Annotated in this window: 16 protein-coding genes; 1 reads left to right on the top strand and 15 read right to left on the bottom strand. The window is 70.2% G+C overall.

The window, feature by feature from the left end; translation table 11 throughout:
• Nucleotides 1–46: 46 nt before the first annotated feature.
• From ACFT4A_RS26355 to ACFT4A_RS26330, 6 genes are all read right to left on the bottom strand, one after another.
• The gene (locus ACFT4A_RS26355; protein ID WP_382834235.1) at nucleotides 47–787 is read right to left on the bottom strand and encodes an SDR family NAD(P)-dependent oxidoreductase; all 741 of its coding nucleotides are present in this window, start codon (nucleotides 785–787) and stop codon (nucleotides 47–49) included.
• Between the two features lie 57 nt (nucleotides 788–844).
• Nucleotides 845–2431 (bottom strand): Na+/H+ antiporter, encoded by a 1587-nt coding sequence (locus ACFT4A_RS26350; protein ID WP_382834232.1) that lies wholly within the window; start codon nucleotides 2429–2431, stop codon nucleotides 845–847.
• Nucleotides 2432–2526: 95 nt separating this feature from the next.
• A complete protein-coding gene (locus tag ACFT4A_RS26345) occupies nucleotides 2527–2997 on the bottom strand; it encodes a GNAT family N-acetyltransferase (RefSeq protein ID WP_382834230.1) in 471 nt (156 codons plus the stop codon).
• Nucleotides 2994–3938: an RluA family pseudouridine synthase gene (locus ACFT4A_RS26340; RefSeq protein ID WP_382834227.1), complete on the bottom strand. Its 945-nt coding sequence runs from the start codon at nucleotides 3936–3938 to the stop codon at nucleotides 2994–2996. Before ACFT4A_RS26340 ends, ACFT4A_RS26345 begins: the two co-directional genes overlap by 4 nt.
• Before the next feature lie 45 nt (nucleotides 3939–3983).
• Nucleotides 3984–4631 carry a signal peptidase II gene (gene lspA / locus ACFT4A_RS26335; RefSeq protein ID WP_382834224.1) on the bottom strand — a complete coding sequence of 216 codons (648 nt, stop codon included), beginning with the start codon at nucleotides 4629–4631 and terminating at the stop codon, nucleotides 3984–3986.
• A gap of 89 nt (nucleotides 4632–4720) precedes the next feature.
• Complete coding sequence (locus ACFT4A_RS26330) at nucleotides 4721–6388, bottom strand: TraR/DksA C4-type zinc finger protein (protein ID WP_382834221.1); 1668 nt, start codon at nucleotides 6386–6388, stop codon at nucleotides 4721–4723.
• 615 nt (nucleotides 6389–7003) lie between these two features.
• Here ACFT4A_RS26330 and ileS point away from each other — a divergent pair.
• A complete protein-coding gene (ileS, locus tag ACFT4A_RS26325; RefSeq protein ID WP_382834218.1) occupies nucleotides 7004–10147 on the top strand; it encodes an isoleucine--tRNA ligase in 3144 nt (1047 codons plus the stop codon).
• 183 nt (nucleotides 10148–10330) lie between these two features.
• On the opposite strand, the gene ACFT4A_RS26320 is transcribed toward ileS, so the two are convergent.
• The 9 genes from ACFT4A_RS26320 to ftsW form a co-directional block, all read right to left on the bottom strand.
• Nucleotides 10331–11470: a DivIVA domain-containing protein gene (locus ACFT4A_RS26320; protein ID WP_382834215.1), complete on the bottom strand. Its 1140-nt coding sequence runs from the start codon at nucleotides 11468–11470 to the stop codon at nucleotides 10331–10333.
• A 56-nt stretch (nucleotides 11471–11526) separates the two neighbouring features.
• Nucleotides 11527–11811, bottom strand: coding sequence for a YggT family protein (locus ACFT4A_RS26315; protein ID WP_115908676.1), 285 nt, complete (start codon nucleotides 11809–11811; stop codon nucleotides 11527–11529).
• 59 nt (nucleotides 11812–11870) lie between these two features.
• Nucleotides 11871–12512 (bottom strand): cell division protein SepF, encoded by a 642-nt coding sequence (locus ACFT4A_RS26310; protein ID WP_184596554.1) that lies wholly within the window; start codon nucleotides 12510–12512, stop codon nucleotides 11871–11873.
• Between the two features lie 129 nt (nucleotides 12513–12641).
• Nucleotides 12642–13361, bottom strand: coding sequence for a YggS family pyridoxal phosphate-dependent enzyme (locus tag ACFT4A_RS26305; protein WP_382834212.1), 720 nt, complete (start codon nucleotides 13359–13361; stop codon nucleotides 12642–12644).
• A 6-nt stretch (nucleotides 13362–13367) separates the two neighbouring features.
• Nucleotides 13368–14099 (bottom strand): peptidoglycan editing factor PgeF, encoded by a 732-nt coding sequence (pgeF, locus tag ACFT4A_RS26300; RefSeq protein WP_382834209.1) that lies wholly within the window; start codon nucleotides 14097–14099, stop codon nucleotides 13368–13370.
• A gap of 10 nt (nucleotides 14100–14109) precedes the next feature.
• Nucleotides 14110–15303: a cell division protein FtsZ gene (gene ftsZ / locus ACFT4A_RS26295; RefSeq protein WP_189729071.1), complete on the bottom strand. Its 1194-nt coding sequence runs from the start codon at nucleotides 15301–15303 to the stop codon at nucleotides 14110–14112.
• Between the two features lie 288 nt (nucleotides 15304–15591).
• Nucleotides 15592–16386, bottom strand: a complete 795-nt coding sequence (locus ACFT4A_RS26290) for a cell division protein FtsQ/DivIB (protein ID WP_382834206.1) — start codon at nucleotides 16384–16386, stop codon at nucleotides 15592–15594.
• A gap of 26 nt (nucleotides 16387–16412) precedes the next feature.
• Entirely contained in the window at nucleotides 16413–17510 is a 1098-nt protein-coding gene (murG, locus tag ACFT4A_RS26285; RefSeq protein WP_189729075.1) for an undecaprenyldiphospho-muramoylpentapeptide beta-N-acetylglucosaminyltransferase, read from the bottom strand.
• A gap of 6 nt (nucleotides 17511–17516) precedes the next feature.
• Nucleotides 17517–18881: a putative lipid II flippase FtsW gene (gene ftsW, locus ACFT4A_RS26280; RefSeq protein ID WP_382834202.1), complete on the bottom strand. Its 1365-nt coding sequence runs from the start codon at nucleotides 18879–18881 to the stop codon at nucleotides 17517–17519.
• Nucleotides 18882–18989 lie beyond the last annotated feature (108 nt).

Here is an 18989-nt window from a genome sequence, read left to right as displayed (position 1 = left end):
TGGAGGGGGCTGCCCGTACCGCGGGCAGCCCCCTTCCTGGTTGATCTCAGTGGCCGCGCTCGGCGCCACCGTTGACCTGGATGATCTGGGACGTGACGTGCCCGGCCCCCGAGGAGGCGAGCCAGTGCAGCGTCTCGGCGACGTCCCCGGGTGTCCCGGCCCGCCCGTTCGAGGTCTCCGCGATGAGCCGCTCCCGCCGCTCCTCGGCCATCGCGCTCCCGAAGAACTCGGTGTCCTCGATGTAGCCGGGCGCGACCACGTTCACGGTGATGCCGCGCGGTCCCAGCTCCCGGGCCAGGTCATGGGCGTAAGGATGCAGCCCCGCCTTGGCCGCCCCGTAGGCCCCGCTCCCCGATCCCCGGTAGGCGGCGATGGATCCGAGGAAGAGCACCCGCCCGCCGGGCTCGGCGAGTCGCGGCTTCAGCGCCTCGGTGAGCAGTACGGACGTCAGGAGGTTGAGCCGGAAGTTCACGCTCCAGCTGTGCGCGAGGGCTTCCAGCGGATCGTCGCTCCCGGCCTCCGGTTCCAGCAGTCCGTTGCCTCCGGCGCTGTGCACGAGCACGTCCACGGCCCCGAACTCCCGCGCCACGAACCCGGCGACGCCCCGCACGTCCCCCGGCTCGGCGAGATCCGCCGCATACGTCGACGCCCCGGGCACCCCGGCCTTCTCCAGCACGTCGGCCCGCCGCCCGAGCAGCAACACCCGATCGCCGCCCGCGGCGAACACCCGGGCCGCCGCGAGCCCGATCCCCGTTCCTCCACCACTGATCACTACATTCCGTGCCATACCCACGACCCTACGACCCGTCAGCCGCCGCCCCCAAAAGCCCCGGCCGGACCCGCCTCACCGCATCGACCGCACATCAAGATGCCGCAACACCCGGTCCACGACCTCCGGATCGGCCCCCGGCTCACTCCGCGCCGCCAGCACCTCGTGCCGCGCCGCGCTCAGCATCTCCTGCTGGATCCGCCGCACCTGCTTCAGCCGCCGCGCGCGCTCCCGGGAGGCCTCCCGCCGCTCGTCCTCCGCGACTTCGGGACTGATCCGGACCGCGATGTCGAAGGCCCGCCGCAGCATCTGCTCGGACAGCTCCTCCGGGAGGTCCTCTTCCTCCTCGATCTCGCGCAGCCGCCGCTTCGCCGCCTTGGACGCCCGGATCGCCAGGTCCTTCGCGCGTTCCTTCTCCTGGTCCCGGTCGGCCTTCACGCCCAGCCGCCGCACCAGCCACGGCAACGTGAGCCCCTGCACCACCAGCGTCGCCACGATCACCCCGAACGCGATGAAGATGAGCTCGTCCCGGTTGGGGAAGGGCGCCCCCGCGTCCGTCTCCAGCGGAATGGCCAGGACCAGCGCCACCGAGGCCACCCCGCGCATCCCCGACCACCACATCACCACGGTCTCGCGCCAGCTCACCGGGATGTCCTCGTCGTAGTCCCGCCGCGCGTGCAGCCGTTTGGTCAGCCAGGTCGCCGGCAGCAGCCACAGCAGCCGTACGAACACGACCACGACCACCACCACCGCCGCCCAGCCGAGCAGCTCGCCCCACCGGCCCGACGCGGTGCGAATGGCGTTGTGCAGCTCGAGCCCGACCAGCCCGAACGCGACGCCGGTGACGAGCGTGTCGACGATGTTCCAGAACGTGTGCCCGGCCAGCCGCGTCATGACGTCGTCGGCGTCGGACCCGTACTCCGCGAGGAACACCGCGGTGGTGAGCACGGCGAGCACTCCGGACCCGTGCAGTTCCTCGGCCATGACGTACGAGGCGTACGGCACCAGCAGGGTCAGCCCGATCTGCAGGGTCGCGTCCCCGAGCAGCTCCATCAGCTTGTTCGCGCCCCAGCCCAGCGCGATGCCCACGGCCGCCCCCACCACGGCCGACAGCACCAGGTCGAGCCCGGCCTGCCAGGGCGAGAACGTCCCGCTGACGGCGGCGGCGATCGCCACGTGGTAGAGGACGATGGCCGTCACGTCGTTGAAGAGCCCCTCGCCCTCCAGGATCGACACCAGCCGGCGCGGCAGCCCCAGCTGCCCGGCGACGGCGGTCGCCGCGACCGGGTCCGGCGGCGCCACCAGCGCGCCGAGCGCGAACGCCGCGGCGAGCGGCAGCCCCGGCACGATCGCGTCGGCCGCGGCGGCCACGCAGGCCATGGTGACGAACACCAGCGCCACGGCCAGCAGGAAGATGGGTCTCTTGTTCGCCGCGAACTGCCGCCATGACGTGCGCCGCACGGCGGCGTACAACAGGGGCGGCAGCAGCAGCGGCAGGATGAGGTCCGGCGGGATCTCGACGTTCGGTACGAAGTCGAGCAGCGCGAGGACTATGCCCAGGAGCGTCATCAGCACCGGCGCGGGCATCCCCAGCCGGTCCCCGACCGGGACGCTGATCACGGCCCCGAGCAGCAGCACGAACAACAGGGCCAACTGATCCACGGTCAGCGCTCCGGGAGGTCAGACGGTCATACGACTGAACTCAAGCCTGCCACGCAACTCCACGGACAAACCGTTTCGGCACCCGCGGCGAACGGTTAGAGCGGACGCCGCATCCCCTGGTGCGGGATGCCCGCCTCCAAGTACTCCGGCCCGTACGCCTCGTAGCCGAGCCGTGCGTAGAAGCCGAGGGCGTGCGTCTGGGCGTGCAGATCCACGGCCGCGAGTCCACGCGCGCGTGCCGCGTCCTCGATGGCCCGCACCAGGGCGACCCCGACACCGAGGCCGCGTGCCTCGCCGGACACGGCGAGCCGCCCGAGGGAGCCCACGGACGGGCCGGCTCCGGTCTGCGCCACGGCCGCCTCGCCGTACAGCAGCCGCCCGGTCCCGAGCGGCACGCCGTCCTCCCGGACGGCCAGCACATGCACGGCCTCCGCGTCGTACGCGTCGTACTCGAGGTCCTCCGGCACGCCCTGCTCGCCGACGAAGACCTCCTTGCGCACCGCGAAGCACGCCTCACGGTCGGCGGGGTCCTCCGCGACACGCACCGCATACCGCGGGGTGCTCATGCGTACGTCTCCTCCCGGACCTGGTCGAGGGCCTTCTGCAGGTCCTCCGGGTAGTCGCAGGAGAACTCCGCCCACTCACCGTCTCCGGGGTGCTCGAAGCCGAGGCGCACCGCGTGCAGCCACTGGCGGGTCAGGCCGAGGCGCTTGGCGAGGGTCGGGTCGGCGCCGTAGGTCAGGTCGCCGACGCAGGGGTGCCGGTGGGCGGCCATGTGGACGCGGATCTGGTGGGTGCGGCCCGTCTCCAGCTTCACGTCGAGGAGCGACGCCGCGCGGAAGGCCTCGATGAGGTCGTAGTGCGTGACGGACGCCTTGCCCTCGGCGGTGACCGCCCACTTGTAGTCGTGGTGGGGGTGGCGGCCGATCGGCGCGTCGATGGTGCCGCTGGTCGGGTCCGGGTGGCCCTGGACGAGCGTGTGGTACCGCTTGTCGACCGTGCGCTCCTTGAACTGGCGCTTCAGCGACGTGTACGCGTACTCCGACTTGGCGACGACCATCAGCCCGGAGGTGCCGACGTCGAGGCGGTGCACGATGCCCTGGCGCTCCGCGGCCCCGGAGGTGGAGATCCGGTACCCGGCGGCGGCCAGGCCTCCGATGACGGTCGGCCCGGTCCAGCCCGGCGACGGGTGCGCGGCGACGCCCACCGGCTTGACGATCACGACCACGTCATCGTCGTCGTGCACGATCTCCATGCCCTCGACCGGCTCGGCCACGACCTGCACCGGCGCGGGCGCCTGCGGCATCTCGACCTCCAGCCAGGCGCCGCCGTGCACGCGCTCCGACTTTCCGACCACCGACCCGTCGACCGCGACCTTTCCCGCGGCGGCGAGTTCGGCCGCCTTGGTCCGGGAGAAGCCGAACATGCGGGAGATGGCGGCGTCGACACGCTCGCCCTCCAAGCCGTCGGGCACGGGCAGGGTGCGGATCTCGGGAATCGTGCTCACCCGTCGAGTATGCCGGACGGGTCCGACACTCCCGACCGGCGCCTGTCAGTCCTTGTGGACGGTGCCGTCCGGGTCGAGCCCCTTGAACGACAGCAGCACGATCAGGATGCCGCCGCACACGATCGCCGAGTCGGCCAGGTTGAAGACGGCGAAGTGCTTGGGCGCGATGAAGTCCACGACCGCGCCCTCGAAGACACCCGGCGCACGGAAGATCCGGTCGGTGAGGTTGCCCAGCGCACCGCCGAGCAGCAGTCCGAGCGCGAGCGCCCAGGGCAGGCTGTACAGCTTGCGGGCGAGCCGGGCGATCACCACGATCACCGCCGCCGCGATCATGGTGAAGATCACCGTGAAGGCCTCGCCGAAGCCGAAGGCCGCGCCCGCGTTGCGGATCGCCTCGAACTTCAGCCAGTCCCCGATGATCTCGATGGGCGGGTGGTGCTCCAGCTTGGCCACCACGATCATCTTGGTGCTCAGGTCGAGGGCGTACGCGAACAGGGCGACGGCGAACAGGACCGCGATACGGCGCTTGCCCCGGGGCCGCGCGGCCGTGGGCTCCGGCTCACCCGAACCGGGTGCCCGGGTGCCCTCGGAGTCGGCGCGCTCGCCCGACGCCGCGTCCTCGGGCCGCTCCTGCCCGTCCCCGGCGGCATCCGGTGTGTCCGGCGTACCGATGATGCGCTCCGCCTCTGCCACGTGAGTCCCTCAACCTAGGTCCTTGACTGAGGACGAGGGTACGACACACCCCGTGCCCCCCACGTGCTCAGGAGGCATTCGGCCGCCGGTCAGTACCTGCGCTCCTGCTTCTGCTTGCACTCCACGCACAGCGTGGCCCTCGGGAAGGCCTGCATCCGGGCCTTGCCGATGGGGTTGCCGCAGTTCTCGCACAGGCCGTAGGTGCCCGAGTGCAGGCGGTCCAGGGCGCGCTCGGTCTGGATGAGCATCTCGCGCGCGTTGGCGGCCAGGGCCAGCTCGTGCTCGCGGGTGATGTTCTTGGTACCGGTGTCCGCCTGGTCGTCGCCCGCGCCGTCCCCGGAGTCACGCATCAGACCGACGAGCGAGCGCTCCGACGACGTGATCTCCTCACGCAGCCGGGTCTCCTCGGACGTCAGCTCGGCACGCGCCTCCTCGACCTCCGCCTCCGTCCAGGGGTCCTCTCCGGGGCGTACCGCGAGCTCACCGGGCTCCGCCGCGGCGACCCGTGCCTTCGGAACGGCGGTCTTGGCCGCCGTCGCCGTGCCAGGAGTCTTCTTCGCACCCACCGTGGTCGCTCCCGTCTGCGTCGCGGCCTCGGCCGCGCCCGCCTTCTCGGCCGTGCTGTTCCCGGCCTTGTCCTGTGTGACCGCGCCGGTCCGGGCAGTGCCCTTCCCGGTCGCGCTCTTCGTGGTGGTGCTCTTGCCTCCGGCGCGCGCGCCCTCGGCCCCGACGCTCTTCCCCGCGGCGACGGCCTTGGCGGCCTTCGCCCTCTTGACCGCGGCCTTCTTCTCCGCGACCTCACCGACAGCGGCCTTCCTGGCCACCGCTTTCTTCCCCACGGTCTCGCCGACAGCGGCCTTCTTGGCCACTGTCTTCTTCCCCGCCGTCTCGCCGACAGCCGCCTTCCTGACCTTTGCCTTCTTCCCCGCGGTCTCATCGGCAGCCGCGTTCTCACCGGCGGCCTTCTGCTCCGCCGCCCCACTGGCAGCGGACTTCCTACCAGCGGTCTTCTGCTCAGCCGCCCCACCGGCAGCGGCCTTGCTGCCCGCAGCCGTCTGGTCCGCCGTCTCACCGGCAGCAGCCCTATCGGCCGCCGCCTTCTTGCCTGCGGCTTTCCCGGCCGCGGCTTTCGCTCCTGCGGCCTTCCTGGCCGCAGCCTTGTCGGCTGTCGCCTTCCGAACCGCCGCTTTCCCGACCGCTGCCTTCTCAGCCTCAGCCCTCTCGGCCCCAGGCTTCCCGGCCACGGCACTCGCTCCCGCAGCTTGCCCGGCCGCGGCCTTCTTGGCCGTCGCCTTCCGAACCGCCGTCTTCTTGACCGCAGCCTTCCTGGCCGTCGCCCCCTCAGCCTCAGCCCTCTCAGCCTCGGGCTCCTCGGCCTCAGGCCTCTCGGCCGGGGTTCTCTCAACCGCAGCCTTCTCGACCTCAGCCTTCTCGACCCCGGCCTCCTCGACCCCAGCCCTCTCGGCCTCAGCCTTTTCGCCCGACCCCTTGGCCGCCGCCGTCCTCGCCGCGACCTTCCTGGCCACGGCCTTTCCCGCCGCGGTCTTCTTGGCCGTCACCTTCTTGACCGCCGCCTTGGTCCTGGTGACAGCCGCCTTCGTGCCCCCGGTCGCCTTCTCGGCCGCCCCCTTCGCCGCCCGCCCCGCCGAGCCTCCCTGGGTGGTCTTCTTGCCACCCGGGTCCTTGGGCGCACCGCCGGAGGCCTCCGCGGACCTGCCGGACGCCGGCTGCTGTACGGCGGTCTTCTTCGCCACCATGGCCGCGGCCCCTTCACATATTGTGACCTTGCTCGCGAATCGTGCTGGGACGATAAATCGACTTGAGTCCCGCGGCAACGGGGCACACCGCCCGATTCGCCCGCCTCGCGCACGCCTCGCGGCGAACCTGCATCCGTTGTGCCCAGCTCCCCGCCCGGTAATCCGCCGAGCCGGACGTCCCAGGATCCGAACACCCATACCTCGCCATTCGGGTCATCAAACCCAAACCGCACCTCCTACGTCTCCCCGTCCCCGGCGGCCCCGAAAAGCGGTCGGCCCCTGTCCGCCCGGCGCCGTACACTGGGCGGAGCGAAAAGCGTGGATGGGGACGAGTAGCGGCGTAAGCAGCCCAGAGCGACCCGGGGACGGTGGAAGCCCGGGGGCGAGCGCGACGCGAAGATCACCCCGGAGCCGCCGGAGGAAAGCCGCAGCCGAACGGCAGCGGCCGGTAGAACCGGCATCGCGACCCCAATGAGGGGGCTCACCGGCGCACACCCCGCACCGGAGAGCCAAGGAGGGTGGTACCGCGGGAGCGCGCCGCAGACGGCGCAGGCACAGTCACAGCTCTCGTCCCTCCGGACGGAAGGCAGCAAGTCCGCCGGAGGAAGCCCGCTGATGACATCGCCGACGTACCGCCAGGTGCCCGCCCAGGTCGACCTGCCCGCCCTAGAGCACACGGTGCTCGCCTTCTGGGACGAGCAGAAGATCTTCACCAAGAGCCTGGAGCAGTCCGAGGGCCGCCCCGAGTGGGTGTACTACGAGGGCCCGCCCACCGCCAACGGCATGCCCGGCGCCCACCACATCGAGGCCCGCGTCTTCAAGGACGTCTTCCCCCGCTTCCGCACCATGCGCGGCTACCACGTCGCCCGCAAGGCCGGCTGGGACTGCCACGGCCTCCCGGTGGAGCTGGCGGTGGAGAAGGAGCTCGGCTTCTCCGGCAAGCAGGACATCGAGGCGTACGGCATCGCCGAGTTCAACGCGAAGTGCCGCGAGTCGGTGACCCGGCACACCAACGCCTTCGAAGAGCTCACGACCCGCATGGGGTTCTGGACCGACCTCAACGACCCCTACCGCACCATGGACCCCGCGTACATCGAGTCGGTCTGGTGGTCGCTCAAGGAGATCTTCAACAAGGGCCTGCTGGTCCAGGACCACCGCGTCGCCCCCTGGTGCCCCCGCTGCGGCACGGGCCTGTCCGACCACGAGCTGGCGCAGGGCTACGAGACGGTCGTCGACCCGTCCGTCTTCGTCCGCTTCCCGCTCACCTCCGGCCCGCTCGCCGGCGAGGCCGCGCTCCTGGTGTGGACGACGACCCCGTGGACCCTGGTGTCCAACACGGCCGTCGCCGCGCACCCGGAGGTCACCTACGTCGTCGCCACCGACGGCAAGGAGAAGCTGGTCGTCGCCGAGCCGCTCGTCGCCAAGGCCCTCGGCGAGGGCTGGGAGACCACCGGCCAGACCTTCACGGGCGCCGAGATGGAGCGCTGGACGTACCAGCGCCCGTTCGAGCTGGTCGAGTTCCCGGAGCAGGCGCATTTCGTCGTCAACGCCGACTACGTCACCACCGAGGACGGCACGGGCCTCGTCCACCAGTCCCCCGCCTTCGGTGAGGACGACCTCAAGGTCTGCCGCTCCTACGGCCTGCCGGTCGTGAACCCGGTCCGCCCGGACGGCACCTTCGAGGAGGACCTGCCCCTCGTCGGCGGCGTCTTCTTCAAGAAGGCCGACGAGCAGCTCACCGCCGACCTCGACGAGCGCGGCCTGCTCTTCCGGCACGTCCCGTACGAGCACAGCTACCCGCACTGCTGGCGCTGCCACACCGCGCTGCTCTACTACGCGCAGCCCTCCTGGTACATCCGCACCACGGAGATCAAGGACCGCCTCCTCACGGAGAACGAGAACACCAACTGGTTCCCGGACACGGTCAAGCACGGCCGGTACGGCGACTGGCTGGACAACAACATCGACTGGGCGCTCTCCCGCAACCGCTACTGGGGCACGCCGCTGCCGATCTGGCGCTGCGAGGACGACCACCTCACCTGCGTCGGCTCCCTCACCGAGCTGACCGAGCTGACCGGCACCGACCAGTCGGGCCTGGACCCGCACCGCCCCTACATCGACGCGGTCACCTTCGCCTGCCCGCAGGACGGGTGCGGCGGCACGGCCACGCGCGTGCCCGAGGTCATCGACGCCTGGTACGACTCGGGTTCGATGCCGTTCGCGCAGTGGGGCTACCCGTACAAGAACAAGGAGACCTTCGAGGCCCGCTACCCGGCGCAGTTCATCTGCGAGGCCATCGACCAGACCCGCGGCTGGTTCTACACGCTGATGGCGGTCGGCACCCTGGTCTTCGACAAGTCGTCGTACGAGAACGTGGTCTGCCTCGGCCACATCCTCGCCGAGGACGGCCGCAAGATGTCCAAGCACCTGGGCAACACCCTGGAGCCCATCCCGCTCATGGACCGGCACGGCGCCGACGCGGTCCGCTGGTTCATGGCGGCCGGCGGCTCCCCCTGGGCGGCCCGCCGCGTCGGCCACGGCACCATCCAGGAGGTCGTCCGCAAGACGCTCCTCACCTACTGGAACACGGTCGCCTTCCAGGCCCTGTACGCCCGTACGTCGGGCTGGGCCCCGTCCGAGGCCGACCCGGCCCCGGCCGACCGCCCGGTCCTGGACCGCTGGCTGCTGTCCGAACTGCACGCGCTCACCGACCAGGTCACCCAGGCGCTCGACGCCTACGACACCCAGCGCGCCGGCAAGCTGCTGTCCGCGTTCGTCGACGACCTGTCGAACTGGTACGTGCGCCGCTCCCGTCGCCGCTTCTGGCAGGGCGACAAGGCGGCGCTGCGCACGCTGCACGAGGTCGTCGAGACGGTGACGCAGCTGATGGCCCCGCTGACCCCGTTCATCACCGAGCGGGTCTGGCAGGACCTGATCGTTCCGGTCACGCCGGGCGCCCCGGAGTCGGTCCATCTGTCCTCCTGGCCGCAGGCGGACCTCACGGCCATCGACCCGGAGCTGTCGAAGCAGATGGTGCTGGTGCGCCGGCTCGTGGAGCTGGGCCGTGCCACGCGCGCGGAGTCGGGCGTCAAGACGCGTCAGCCGCTGTCCCGCGCCCTGATCGCCGCGTCGGGCTTCGACGCGCTGGACTCCGGGCTGCGCACGCAGATCACGGAGGAGCTGAACGTCGAGTCGCTCGCGACCCTGAGCGACGTCGGCGGCAGCCTGGTCGACACCACGGCCAAGGCCAACTTCCGCGCGCTGGGCAAGCGGTTCGGCAAGCGCGTCCAGGACGTGGCCAAGGCCGTCGCGAACGCGGACGCGGCCGCCCTGTCCCTCGCCCTGCGCGAGGGCACGGCGTCGGTGGAGGTCGACGGCGAGACCATCACGCTGGCTCCCGACGAGGTGATCATCACGGAGACACCGCGCGAGGGCTGGTCGGTGGCGTCCGACTCGGGTGCCACGGTCGCCCTCGACCTGGAGATCACGGAGGAGCTCCGGCGTGCGGGCCTGGCCCGTGACGCGATCCGGCTGATCCAGGAGGCCCGCAAGAACAGCGGCCTCGACGTGGCCGACCGCATCGCGCTGCGCTGGACCGCCACGGACGCGGCGACGGTCGCGGCCCTGACCGGCCACTCCGGCCTGATCGCCGACGAGGTCCTGGCGACGGACTTCGTCCAGGGCGAGGCGGACGACACATACGGCGAGCCCTTCAGCGACGAGGGTCTGTCCCTGACGTTCCGCCTGCGCAAGGCGTAACGCTCGGACCGAAGGCCCGGCCCTGCCAAAAATCTTGGTGGGACCGGGCCTTCGGCGTTGTGTCGCACGAACGCGATTGCGTACGCGCGAACAGGCATGGCAAAGGGCGAGGCCCCGGGATCACCCCGGGGCCTCGCCCTGAACGCTGCCGATGTCTACGCCGTACTACTGGCCATCAGGCCGTCAGTTGTCATCCTCGTCGATCAGGAAGCCCCGCATGGGCGAGGGCGCCTGGCCCATCGGCGACGGGCCCTGCGGACGCACCGGCGCCATCGGCTGGGTCATCGCCGGAGACATCTGCTGCTGACCGCCGTAGGACGGACCGGACGGCGACGGGGCGCCGCCCATCGTCTGGTTGCCGCCACCGTAGGACGGGGCGCTCGCGCCGGCCGGGGCCATGGAAGGCGCCGGGGACGGCGGGAGGGACGCGGCAGCCGGAGTGCGCGGCGGAGCCAGCGAGTCGTCGGCCTGGGTCTCCAGCTGGCGCAGCTGCGACTCCAGGTACGACTTCAGGCGCGTGCGGTACTCGCGCTCGAAGCCGCGCAGGTCCTCGACCTTGCGCTCCAGCGTGGCGCGAGCGGACTCCAGGGAGCCCATCGCCACGCGGTGCTTCTCCTGCGCGTCCCGCTCCAGGGCATCGGCCTTGGCACGGGCGTCACGCTCCAGACCCTCGGCACGCGAACGCGCTTCCCCGACGATCTTGTTGGCTTCGGAACGGGCCTCGGCGATCGCCTGGTCGGCGGTCTGCTGGGCCAGCGAGAGGACACGGGCGGCGCTGTCGCCACCGGGACCTCCCTGACCGGGGCCGCCCATCGGAGGACCGCCCATGGGGCCACCCATCTGCTGCTGCATCTGCTGCTGCATCTGCTGCTGCATCGGACCCGGACCGCCCGGACCCTGGCCCATGGGGCCGGGACCCTGCGGACCACCCTGACCGCCGGGACCGGCGGGCAGCTGCGGGGCACCGCTCGGCAGCTGGGGCGGACCACCCATGGGGCCACCCATCTGCTGCTGCGGCGGGCCCGATATGCCGGCGGGTACGGGACCACCCGGACCGCGCATGCCCTGCTGCTGCTGTTGCTGCTGTTGCTGCTGCTGATCCTGCTGGGGCTCCGGAGGCTTGCGCATGTTCTGCTGGTTCTGGGCAGCAGCGCGCGTGGCAGCGGCCAGCTTGGCGCGCAGGTCCTCGTTCTCGCGGAGCAGGCGGGTCAGTTCGGCTTCGACCTCGTCGAGGAAGGCATCGACCTCGTCCTCGTCATAGCCTTCTCGGAGGCGGACGGTCGTGAACTGCTTGTTCCGCACGTCCTCGGGGGTCAACGGCATCTCTTCACCTCAACGTAGTCGTCGGCATTCGGCAAGACGGTAGGTCACATCGCTCATCACAGCCGGCTCACGATCGAGATCAGGATGTAGACGATGATCATCAGTACGAAGAAGGACAGGTCTAGCGCCACGCCCCCGAGACGCAGCGGCGGAATGACCCGCCGCAGAAGCTTGAGCGGTGGATCAGTGACAGTGTAGGTGGCCTCCAGAACGACCACCATCGCCTTGCCGGGTTGCCATGAGCGGGCGAACTGGAAGACATAGTCCATGACCAACCGGAAGATGAGCACGATGAGGAAGCACATCAGCGCGATGTAGATGACATCCAAAACCACGCTCATGACCTGCGCTTCCCTCTCCCCTGTGCCCTGCTGGGTACTGCTGTTTCCGGTGGTGCGTCTCAGCTCTGGTTGAAGAACCCGCCCTCTGCGATGCGGGCCTTGTCCTCCGCCGTGACATCGACGTTAGCAGGCGACAACAGGAACACCTTCTGCGTCACCCGCTCGATACTGCCGTGAAGACCAAACACCAGACCAGCCGCAAAGTCGACAAGTCGCTTCGCATCTGTGTCATCCATCTCAGTCAGATTCATGATCACCGGAGTGCCTTCACGGAAGTGTTCCCCGATGGTACGGGCCTCGTTGTAGGTCCGTGGGTGGAGTGTGGTGATCCGGTAAGGCTCTCGTTCGGACACGACCTTGGGCATGATCACCGGTGCGTTCTTCTCCAGACTTGCGCGTTCTTGTGTGATGGATGCCACGGGCGCGATGCGCGCCGGGCGGCCGGATTCCGCGGGGAGCGAAGCGGAACGAGGGGCCGGTTCGCGAGGCACGGACGGCTGTACGACTCGTACCTCTTCGTCCCTTTGGGGCTGATGTGAGACGTGCGGCTGATGGGACGGCTCGTGCCGTCGGTGGTCCCGCTCGGGCTCCGGGTCCAGTTCGGGTTCGAAGTCGTCGTCGGGGTCGAATCCGCGGCCGTCGTACCCATCGTCCTCCACGAGGCCGAGGTAGACCGCCATCTTGCGCATCGCGCCGGCCATGCTCTGAGTCCTCCGCTCTGTGGTGGATCTGCTGACGACTGCCAAGTGCCTGCGATCCACGAGGTCCTTGAGTCCGCCTATTGGCGGCAATGACCATATTTTCTGCTGTGGTCCGACTTCCTGGCGACGTTACCCGAGCCTGGGGCGGACTCCGAGTACCGCGCTGCCGACGCGCACATGTGTCGCTCCGGCCGCCACGGCCTGTTCGAGGTCCGCACTCATCCCTGCCGAGACCATGGTGGCAGTCGGATGACTCCGGCGCAGGTCGGTCGACAAAACCATCAACCGCTCGAACGCCGCCTGTTCGCGTCCCGCATACTCGCCGGTGAGCGGTGCGACGGTCATCAGTCCGCCGAGCCGCAACCCCGGCGCCTCGGCCACGAGACCGGCCAACTCCTCGATCCCGCCGGGGGCCACGCCGCCCCGCTCACCTCTCGCGCTCTCCCCGGCGTCGAGCGCGACCTGGAGGAGACACCCCAGTTCGCGCCCGGTCCGGACGGCTTCCTTCGACAGAGCTGTGACGAGCTTGGAACGATCGACGGACTGCACGAAGTCCGCGTAACCGGCCACCGATCGCACCTTGTTGGTCTGGAGTTGACCGACAAAATGCCATGTAAGGGGCAGATCCGCGCAGGCGGCGGCCTTGGGGGCCGCGTCCTGGTCGCGGTTCTCGGCGACATGCCGCACCCCGAGTTCCGCCAACACCCGCACATCGCTCGCGGGATAGGTCTTGGTGACCACGATCAGGGTCACTTCCTCGCGTCCCCGGCCGGCGGCCGAGCACGCGTCGGCGATGCGCTGCTCGACATTCGCCAGATTCGCGGCGAGTTCGTCCTTACGGTCCGTCATGCCCCATCAGTCCAGCCACACATAGCCCGCGAGCCGACCGGTGGTGCGGTCGCCGCGGTAAGAGAAGTGATCGTCCGACTCCAGCGTGCACACCGGAGACCGCGCCCGGTCGCGCACCCCGAGCCGTTCGAGCTGGGCGTGCACTCCGGCACTCACGTCGACCGCCGGAGTGCCCCAACTGGTTTCGGCGTACGCCGCCGGCTCGACGGCGGACACCTCGGCGCGCATCGCCTCGGGTACCTCGTAACACCGGCCGCAGACGGTGGGCCCGGTGCGGGCGACGATCCGGGCGGGCTCGGCCCCCAGTTCGGTCATCGCGCGTAGCGCGGCCGGGACGACCCCGGCGATCATGCCGGGCCGGCCCGCGTGAGCCGCCGCGACGATCCCGGCGACCGGGTCGGCGAGCAGCACCGGCACGCAGTCCGCGGTGAGCACGGCGAGGGCGAGCCCCCGCTTCACCGTGACGATCGCGTCGACCGACGGGATCTCGGACGAGGATCCCCACGGTCCGTTGACCACCGCCACGTCGGCCCCGTGCACCTGGTTCATCCAGACCACCCGGTCCGGCTCGACACCCAGGGACTTGGCGGCCAGGTCCCGGTTGGTGCGTACGGCGTCGGGGTCGTCGCCGACCGCTCCGCCGAGATTGAGCTCCTCATACGGAGCGGCGCTCACTCCGCCCCACCGGTCGGTGAAGCCGAAGTGCGCGCCGCCCACGCTTTCGCGCTGTCCTATCACGACTGAAGGATCACTTGAGGAAGTCCGGTACGTCCAGTTCCTCGGCCGCGCTGTCCGAGTAGGTCCGCGGCGCCGGCGGGACCGGCGGGGCGACCGGGATGTCGTTGACCGGCTCCGGAGCGGGCTCCGGGTCCTCCTTCGGGGTCACGCTGCCGAGCGAGCCGAAGGACGGGCGGCTCTCGGTCTGCCGTGCCGGGGCCGGCTCCTCGCGCTTGGCCGAGGACGAACCGAGGACGTTGTCCCGCTTGGAGGGCGGCTGGCCGCCGTCGAAGCCGGCCGCGATCACGGTGACCCGGACCTCGTCGCCGAGGGCGTCGTCGATCACCGCGCCGAAGATGATGTTGGCCTCGGGGTGAGCGGCCTCGCTCACCAGCTGGGCGGCCTCGTTGATCTCGAACAGACCGAGGTCGCTGCCGCCGGAGATCGAGAGCAGGACCCCGCGGGCGCCGTCGATGGACGCCTCCAGCAGCGGCGAGGAGATCGCCATCTCGGCCGCGGCCACCGCGCGGTCGTCGCCGCGCGCCGAGCCGATGCCCATCAGCGCCGAGCCCGCCTCGGACATGACCGACTTGACGTCGGCGAAGTCGAGGTTGATGAGGCCGGGGGTGGTGATGAGGTCGGTGATGCCCTGGACACCGGAGAGCAGGACCTGGTCGGCCGACTTGAAGGCGTCGAGCACCGAGACCTGGCGGTCCGAGATGGACAGCAGCCGGTCGTTCGGGATGACGATGAGGGTGTCGACCTCTTCGCGGAGTTCGGCGATGCCGTCCTCGGCCTGGTTCGCGCGGCGCCGCCCCTCGAAGGTGAACGGGCGCGTGACCACACCGATGGTGAGAGCGCCGAGCGAGCGGGCGATGTTGGCCACGACGGGCGCGCCGCCGGTGCCGGTGCCGCCGCCTTCACCGGCTGTCACGAAGACCATGTCGGCCCCCTTGAGGACCTCCTCGATCTCCTCGCGGTGGTCCTCGGCGGCCTTGCGGCCCACGGCCGGGTTGGCTCCGGCGCCGAGTCCGCGGGTGAGTTCACGGCCGACGTCCAGTTTGACGTCGGCGTCGCTCATCAACAGAGCTTGCGCGTCGGTGTTGATGGCGATGAACTCGACGCCCTTGAGACCGACCTCGATCATCCGGTTGATGGCATTGACACCACCGCCGCCGACACCGATGACTTTGATGACTGCGAGGTAGTTCTGCGGTGCTGCCACGTCGAAGGCCTCTCGCCTCGAGTTACGTGTCGCCGAATCACCGTGACGCGCTGCGCCCCGCGACCCGACGACTGATGCCGAATGGGACGGTCCGTATCGCCGACCCGAACCCTAACCCTGAAGTTTAGGGTTACCAGTGTGTCTGTTCCTTGGAGTCTTCTGAACAGGACACTAAGTCGACAAGTGGCGCACGTTCAACGAACACGCCGAACCTCCCGTTTTTCTTTTCACCCTATGTGATCAGCCGTAGCACTGCCCAACCAGGGTGCTGGCCTGCGCGGATGTGCGTCAACTTGCTGATGACGCGGGCGCGGTGGGGACGCTCACGTCGAAGTAGCGCGCGCCGGGCGAGGCTTTCATCAGGGCGCTGAGCGTACGGGCCTTGAGCGCGCCCTTCTCGCTGCTGCCCCAGACGACCGTGCGGCCGTCCCTCAACTCCAGCGAGATGTCGTCGTAGGAACGGACCTTGACGGTCTGTGTGCCGCGGGCGACGGCGGCCGGAACAGCCCGGGCGACGACGACCGCCTCGCGCACCAGCCGGGACTCGCCGAAGCGGCGCAGGCTCGCGGCGGCGGAGCCGGACCGGGACAGGGCCAATTCCAGTGCGGGCACGCCTTTCGGCGCCTCGGAGACCGTGGCGAAACGGACACCTTCATCGTCCACTTCGACGAACTTTCCGCCCTTTTGGACAATCAGAACCGGAGTCCGCTCGACCACTTTCAGCCCGATTCCATCGGGCCAGGATCGGACCACGTCAACCGAGTCAATTCGGGGCAATTTCCGGCGCAGTCGCGACTCGATCGCATCGGTGTCGACGGAAATCAGCGGCTTCCCGAGGGGAACGTCGGCGGCGGCCCGGACCTGAGCCGGTGTCAGGACCCTGGTGCCCGACACGGAGACGCGCTCGGCACGCAGCCAGTCGGAGCCGTAGAACAGCCACACCGTCGGGAAGCCGAGGAAGACCAGGACGAGGCCCAGGATGACAATCACACGAAGCCGGGCCCGCCTCGACCGCGGTCGGGGCGGCGGGCCGGACGACTTCCGCTGGCGTTCACCGCGCTCGGCGGTGGTCGATCCGGCCACGCTCCCCTGCCTTCCGTCATACGGTCCTAGCGGTGTGCACGACTGGCGGCGATCGCCTCGTACACCATGCCGACGAGCAGGTCGTCGGCGTCCCGGCGGCCGAACTCGGCGGCACTGCGGGACATCTGGTACAGCCGGTGCGGGTCGGCGAGCACGGGCAGGACATTCTGCTGGACCCACTCGGGGGTCAGCTCCGCGTCGTCGACCAGCAGACCACCGCCGGCCTTGACCACCGGCTGGGCGTTGAGCCGCTGTTCGCCGTTGCCGATGGGCAGCGGAACGTAGGCGGCCGGGAGCCCGACGGCGGAGAGTTCGGCGACGGTCATCGCGCCCGCGCGGCAGAGCATCATGTCCGCCGCGGCGTACGCGAGGTCCATCCGGTCCAGGTAACTTACCGGGATGTAGGGGGGCATTCCCGGCATCTGGTGGACCTGCGGCAGTTCGTTCTTCGGACCGACCGCGTGCAGGATCTGGATTCCGGCCTGCTGGAGCCAGGGCGCGACCTGCTGGACGACCTCGTTCAGCCGGCGGGCGCCCTGCGAGCCGCCGGTGACCAGCAGCGTGGGCAGGTTCGGGTCGAGACCGAAGGCGGCCCGGGCCTCGGGGCGTACGGCGGCCCGGTCCAGGGTGGCGATGGAGCGGCGCAGCGGGATGCCGATGTAACGGGAGTTACGCAGCTTGCTGTCCGGGGTGGAGACGGCGACCTGGCTGGCGTAGCGCGAGCCGATCTTGTTGGCCAGGCCCGGGCGGGCGTTGGCCTCGTGGATGACGATCGGCACTCCGAGGCGCTTGGCCGCGAGGTAGCCGGGCAGGGCGACGTAGCCGCCGAAGCCGACCACGGCGTCCGCCTTGGTGCGCTCCAGGATCTGCTCGGTCGCCTTGATCGTGCCGCGCAGCCGGCCCGGGACGGTGATCAGCTCGGGGGTGGGCTTGCGCGGCAGCGGAACGGCCGGGATCAGCGCGAGTTCGTACCCACGCTCGGGTACGAGACGTGTCTCGAGGCCGCGCTCCGTTCCCAGGGCCGTGATGCCCACGCTCGGATCCTGCCTGCGCAGGGCGTCCGCGAGGGCGAGCGCGGGCTCGATGTGGCCCGCGGTTCCTCCGCCGGCGAGTACGACATGCACCGAAATTCACCGCTCTCCGGACGAGCGCGCCGCCGAGGCACGCCGTCGCATCGTGTTCCATCTCCGGGGACTCCGAATGGAACCGGTGCCCCCAGTCCCCCGCTTTCTACCAAAGCGGGGTTGCCGCATCGCAAGCGCCGCTCGCGCAGCGGGCTCGTCGCGTGCGAAGGCGATCAGCAGCCCGATGGCGAACATGGTCGGCAGCAGGGCGGATCCCCCGTAGGAGAACAGCGGGAGGGGGACGCCGGCGATCGGCAGCAGACCGAGCACCGCACCGATGTTGATCACGGCCTGGGCCGTGATCCAGGTGGTCACGCCTCCCGCGGCATACCTCACGAAGGGGTCCTCCGTGCGTCCGGCCACGCGGATACCCGCATAGCCTAGAGCCGCGAAGAGGGCGAGTACCGACAGCGTCCCCGCCAGGCCCAGTTCCTCACCGGTGACGGCGAAGATGAAGTCGGTGTGGGCTTCGGGGAGTTGGCCCCATTTCTCCACACTCGCACCCAGCCCGGAGCCGAAGATTCCGCCCGAGGCCAGGGCGTAGATGCCGTGCACGGCCTGCCAGCAGTCGACGGGGCCCGACTGGGGTTCGGTGGCGCCGAGGCACTGCAGACGGGCCATGCGGTTGGCGCTGGTCTTGATGAGGATCAGGCCCAGCACGGCGGCGATCGACAGCACACCGGCGAACAGCCGCGTGGGCGCGCCGGCCAGCCAGAGCAGGCCGAACAGGATGGCTGTGAGAATGATCGCCGTGCCCATGTCGCCGCCGATCATGATCAGCCCGAGCAGCATGAAGGCGGCCGGCACCAGCGGGACGAGCATGTGCTTCCACTGGGTCAGCAGCTTCCTGTCCTGCTTGCGGGCGAGCAGGTCGGCGCCCCACAGCACGAGGGCGAGCTTGCCGAACTCGCTGGGCTGGATCTGGAAGGAGCCGCCGACCGCGATCCAGTTCTGGTTGCCGTTGACCGACACTCCTATCCCCGGGATCTGCACCAGGGTCATCAGGAAGACGGCGCCCGCGAGGATGGGGTAGGCCAGCGCCCGGTGCAGCTTCACCGGCATCCGGGAGGCGGCAAACAGCAGACCGGAGCCGATCACCGCCGCGAGCAGCTGCTTGCGGAAGAAGTACGAGCCCGGAAGGGACATCTGCAGCGCGGTGATCTGGGAGGCCGAGTAGACCATCACCAGCCCCAGCACCGTGATCAGCAGACTGCCGCCGAAGATCAGGTAGTAGGCCGTCAGGGGCCGGTCCCAGCCCCTGCGCGCCCGCAGGTAGAGGCCGAGGACACCGCTCTCGCGCGACGCCCGGGGCGCGGCGGGCCGGCGGACGGGCCGCTGCGCGGGCGGCCCTCCGGTACGGCTACCGGGCATGGACGGCTCCCGCGGAAGCGCGTGGGAGGGGTGGGGGCGTCGGCCCCCGGTCGGCGGCGGGTGTCCGCCGGTTGGTCTCGGGCCACATCCGAGTCACGCGTCCCTCCA

The organism is Streptomyces sp. NPDC057099, from assembly GCF_042671245.1.
In the GTDB taxonomy this organism is placed as follows: domain Bacteria; phylum Actinomycetota; class Actinomycetes; order Streptomycetales; family Streptomycetaceae; genus Streptomyces; species Streptomyces purpurascens.
Note: the sequence above shows the minus strand (reverse complement) of the source record. Positions and strands in the feature narration are given on the sequence as shown.

What these genes read in the sequence shown, in the direction of transcription:
- ftsW (WP_382834202.1), bottom strand. Translation starts at nt 18,881, where the DNA reads ATGCCCGGTAGCCGTACCGGAGGGCCGCCCGCGCAGCGGCCCGTCCGC.
- ACFT4A_RS26320 (WP_382834215.1), bottom strand. Translation starts at nt 11,470, where the DNA reads ATGCCGTTGACCCCCGAGGACGTGCGGAACAAGCAGTTCACGACCGTC.
- ACFT4A_RS26310 (WP_184596554.1), bottom strand. Translation starts at nt 12,512, where the DNA reads ATGGCCGGCGCGATGCGCAAGATGGCGGTCTACCTCGGCCTCGTGGAG.
- ACFT4A_RS26315 (WP_115908676.1), bottom strand. Translation starts at nt 11,811, where the DNA reads ATGAGCGTGGTTTTGGATGTCATCTACATCGCGCTGATGTGCTTCCTC.
- ACFT4A_RS26345 (WP_382834230.1), bottom strand. Translation starts at nt 2,997, where the DNA reads ATGAGCACCCCGCGGTATGCGGTGCGTGTCGCGGAGGACCCCGCCGAC.
- ACFT4A_RS26355 (WP_382834235.1), bottom strand. Translation starts at nt 787, where the DNA reads ATGGCACGGAATGTAGTGATCAGTGGTGGAGGAACGGGGATCGGGCTC.
- ileS (WP_382834218.1), top strand. Translation starts at nt 7,004, where the DNA reads ATGACATCGCCGACGTACCGCCAGGTGCCCGCCCAGGTCGACCTGCCC.
- ACFT4A_RS26330 (WP_382834221.1), bottom strand. Translation starts at nt 6,388, where the DNA reads ATGGTGGCGAAGAAGACCGCCGTACAGCAGCCGGCGTCCGGCAGGTCC.
- ACFT4A_RS26305 (WP_382834212.1), bottom strand. Translation starts at nt 13,361, where the DNA reads ATGACGGACCGTAAGGACGAACTCGCCGCGAATCTGGCGAATGTCGAG.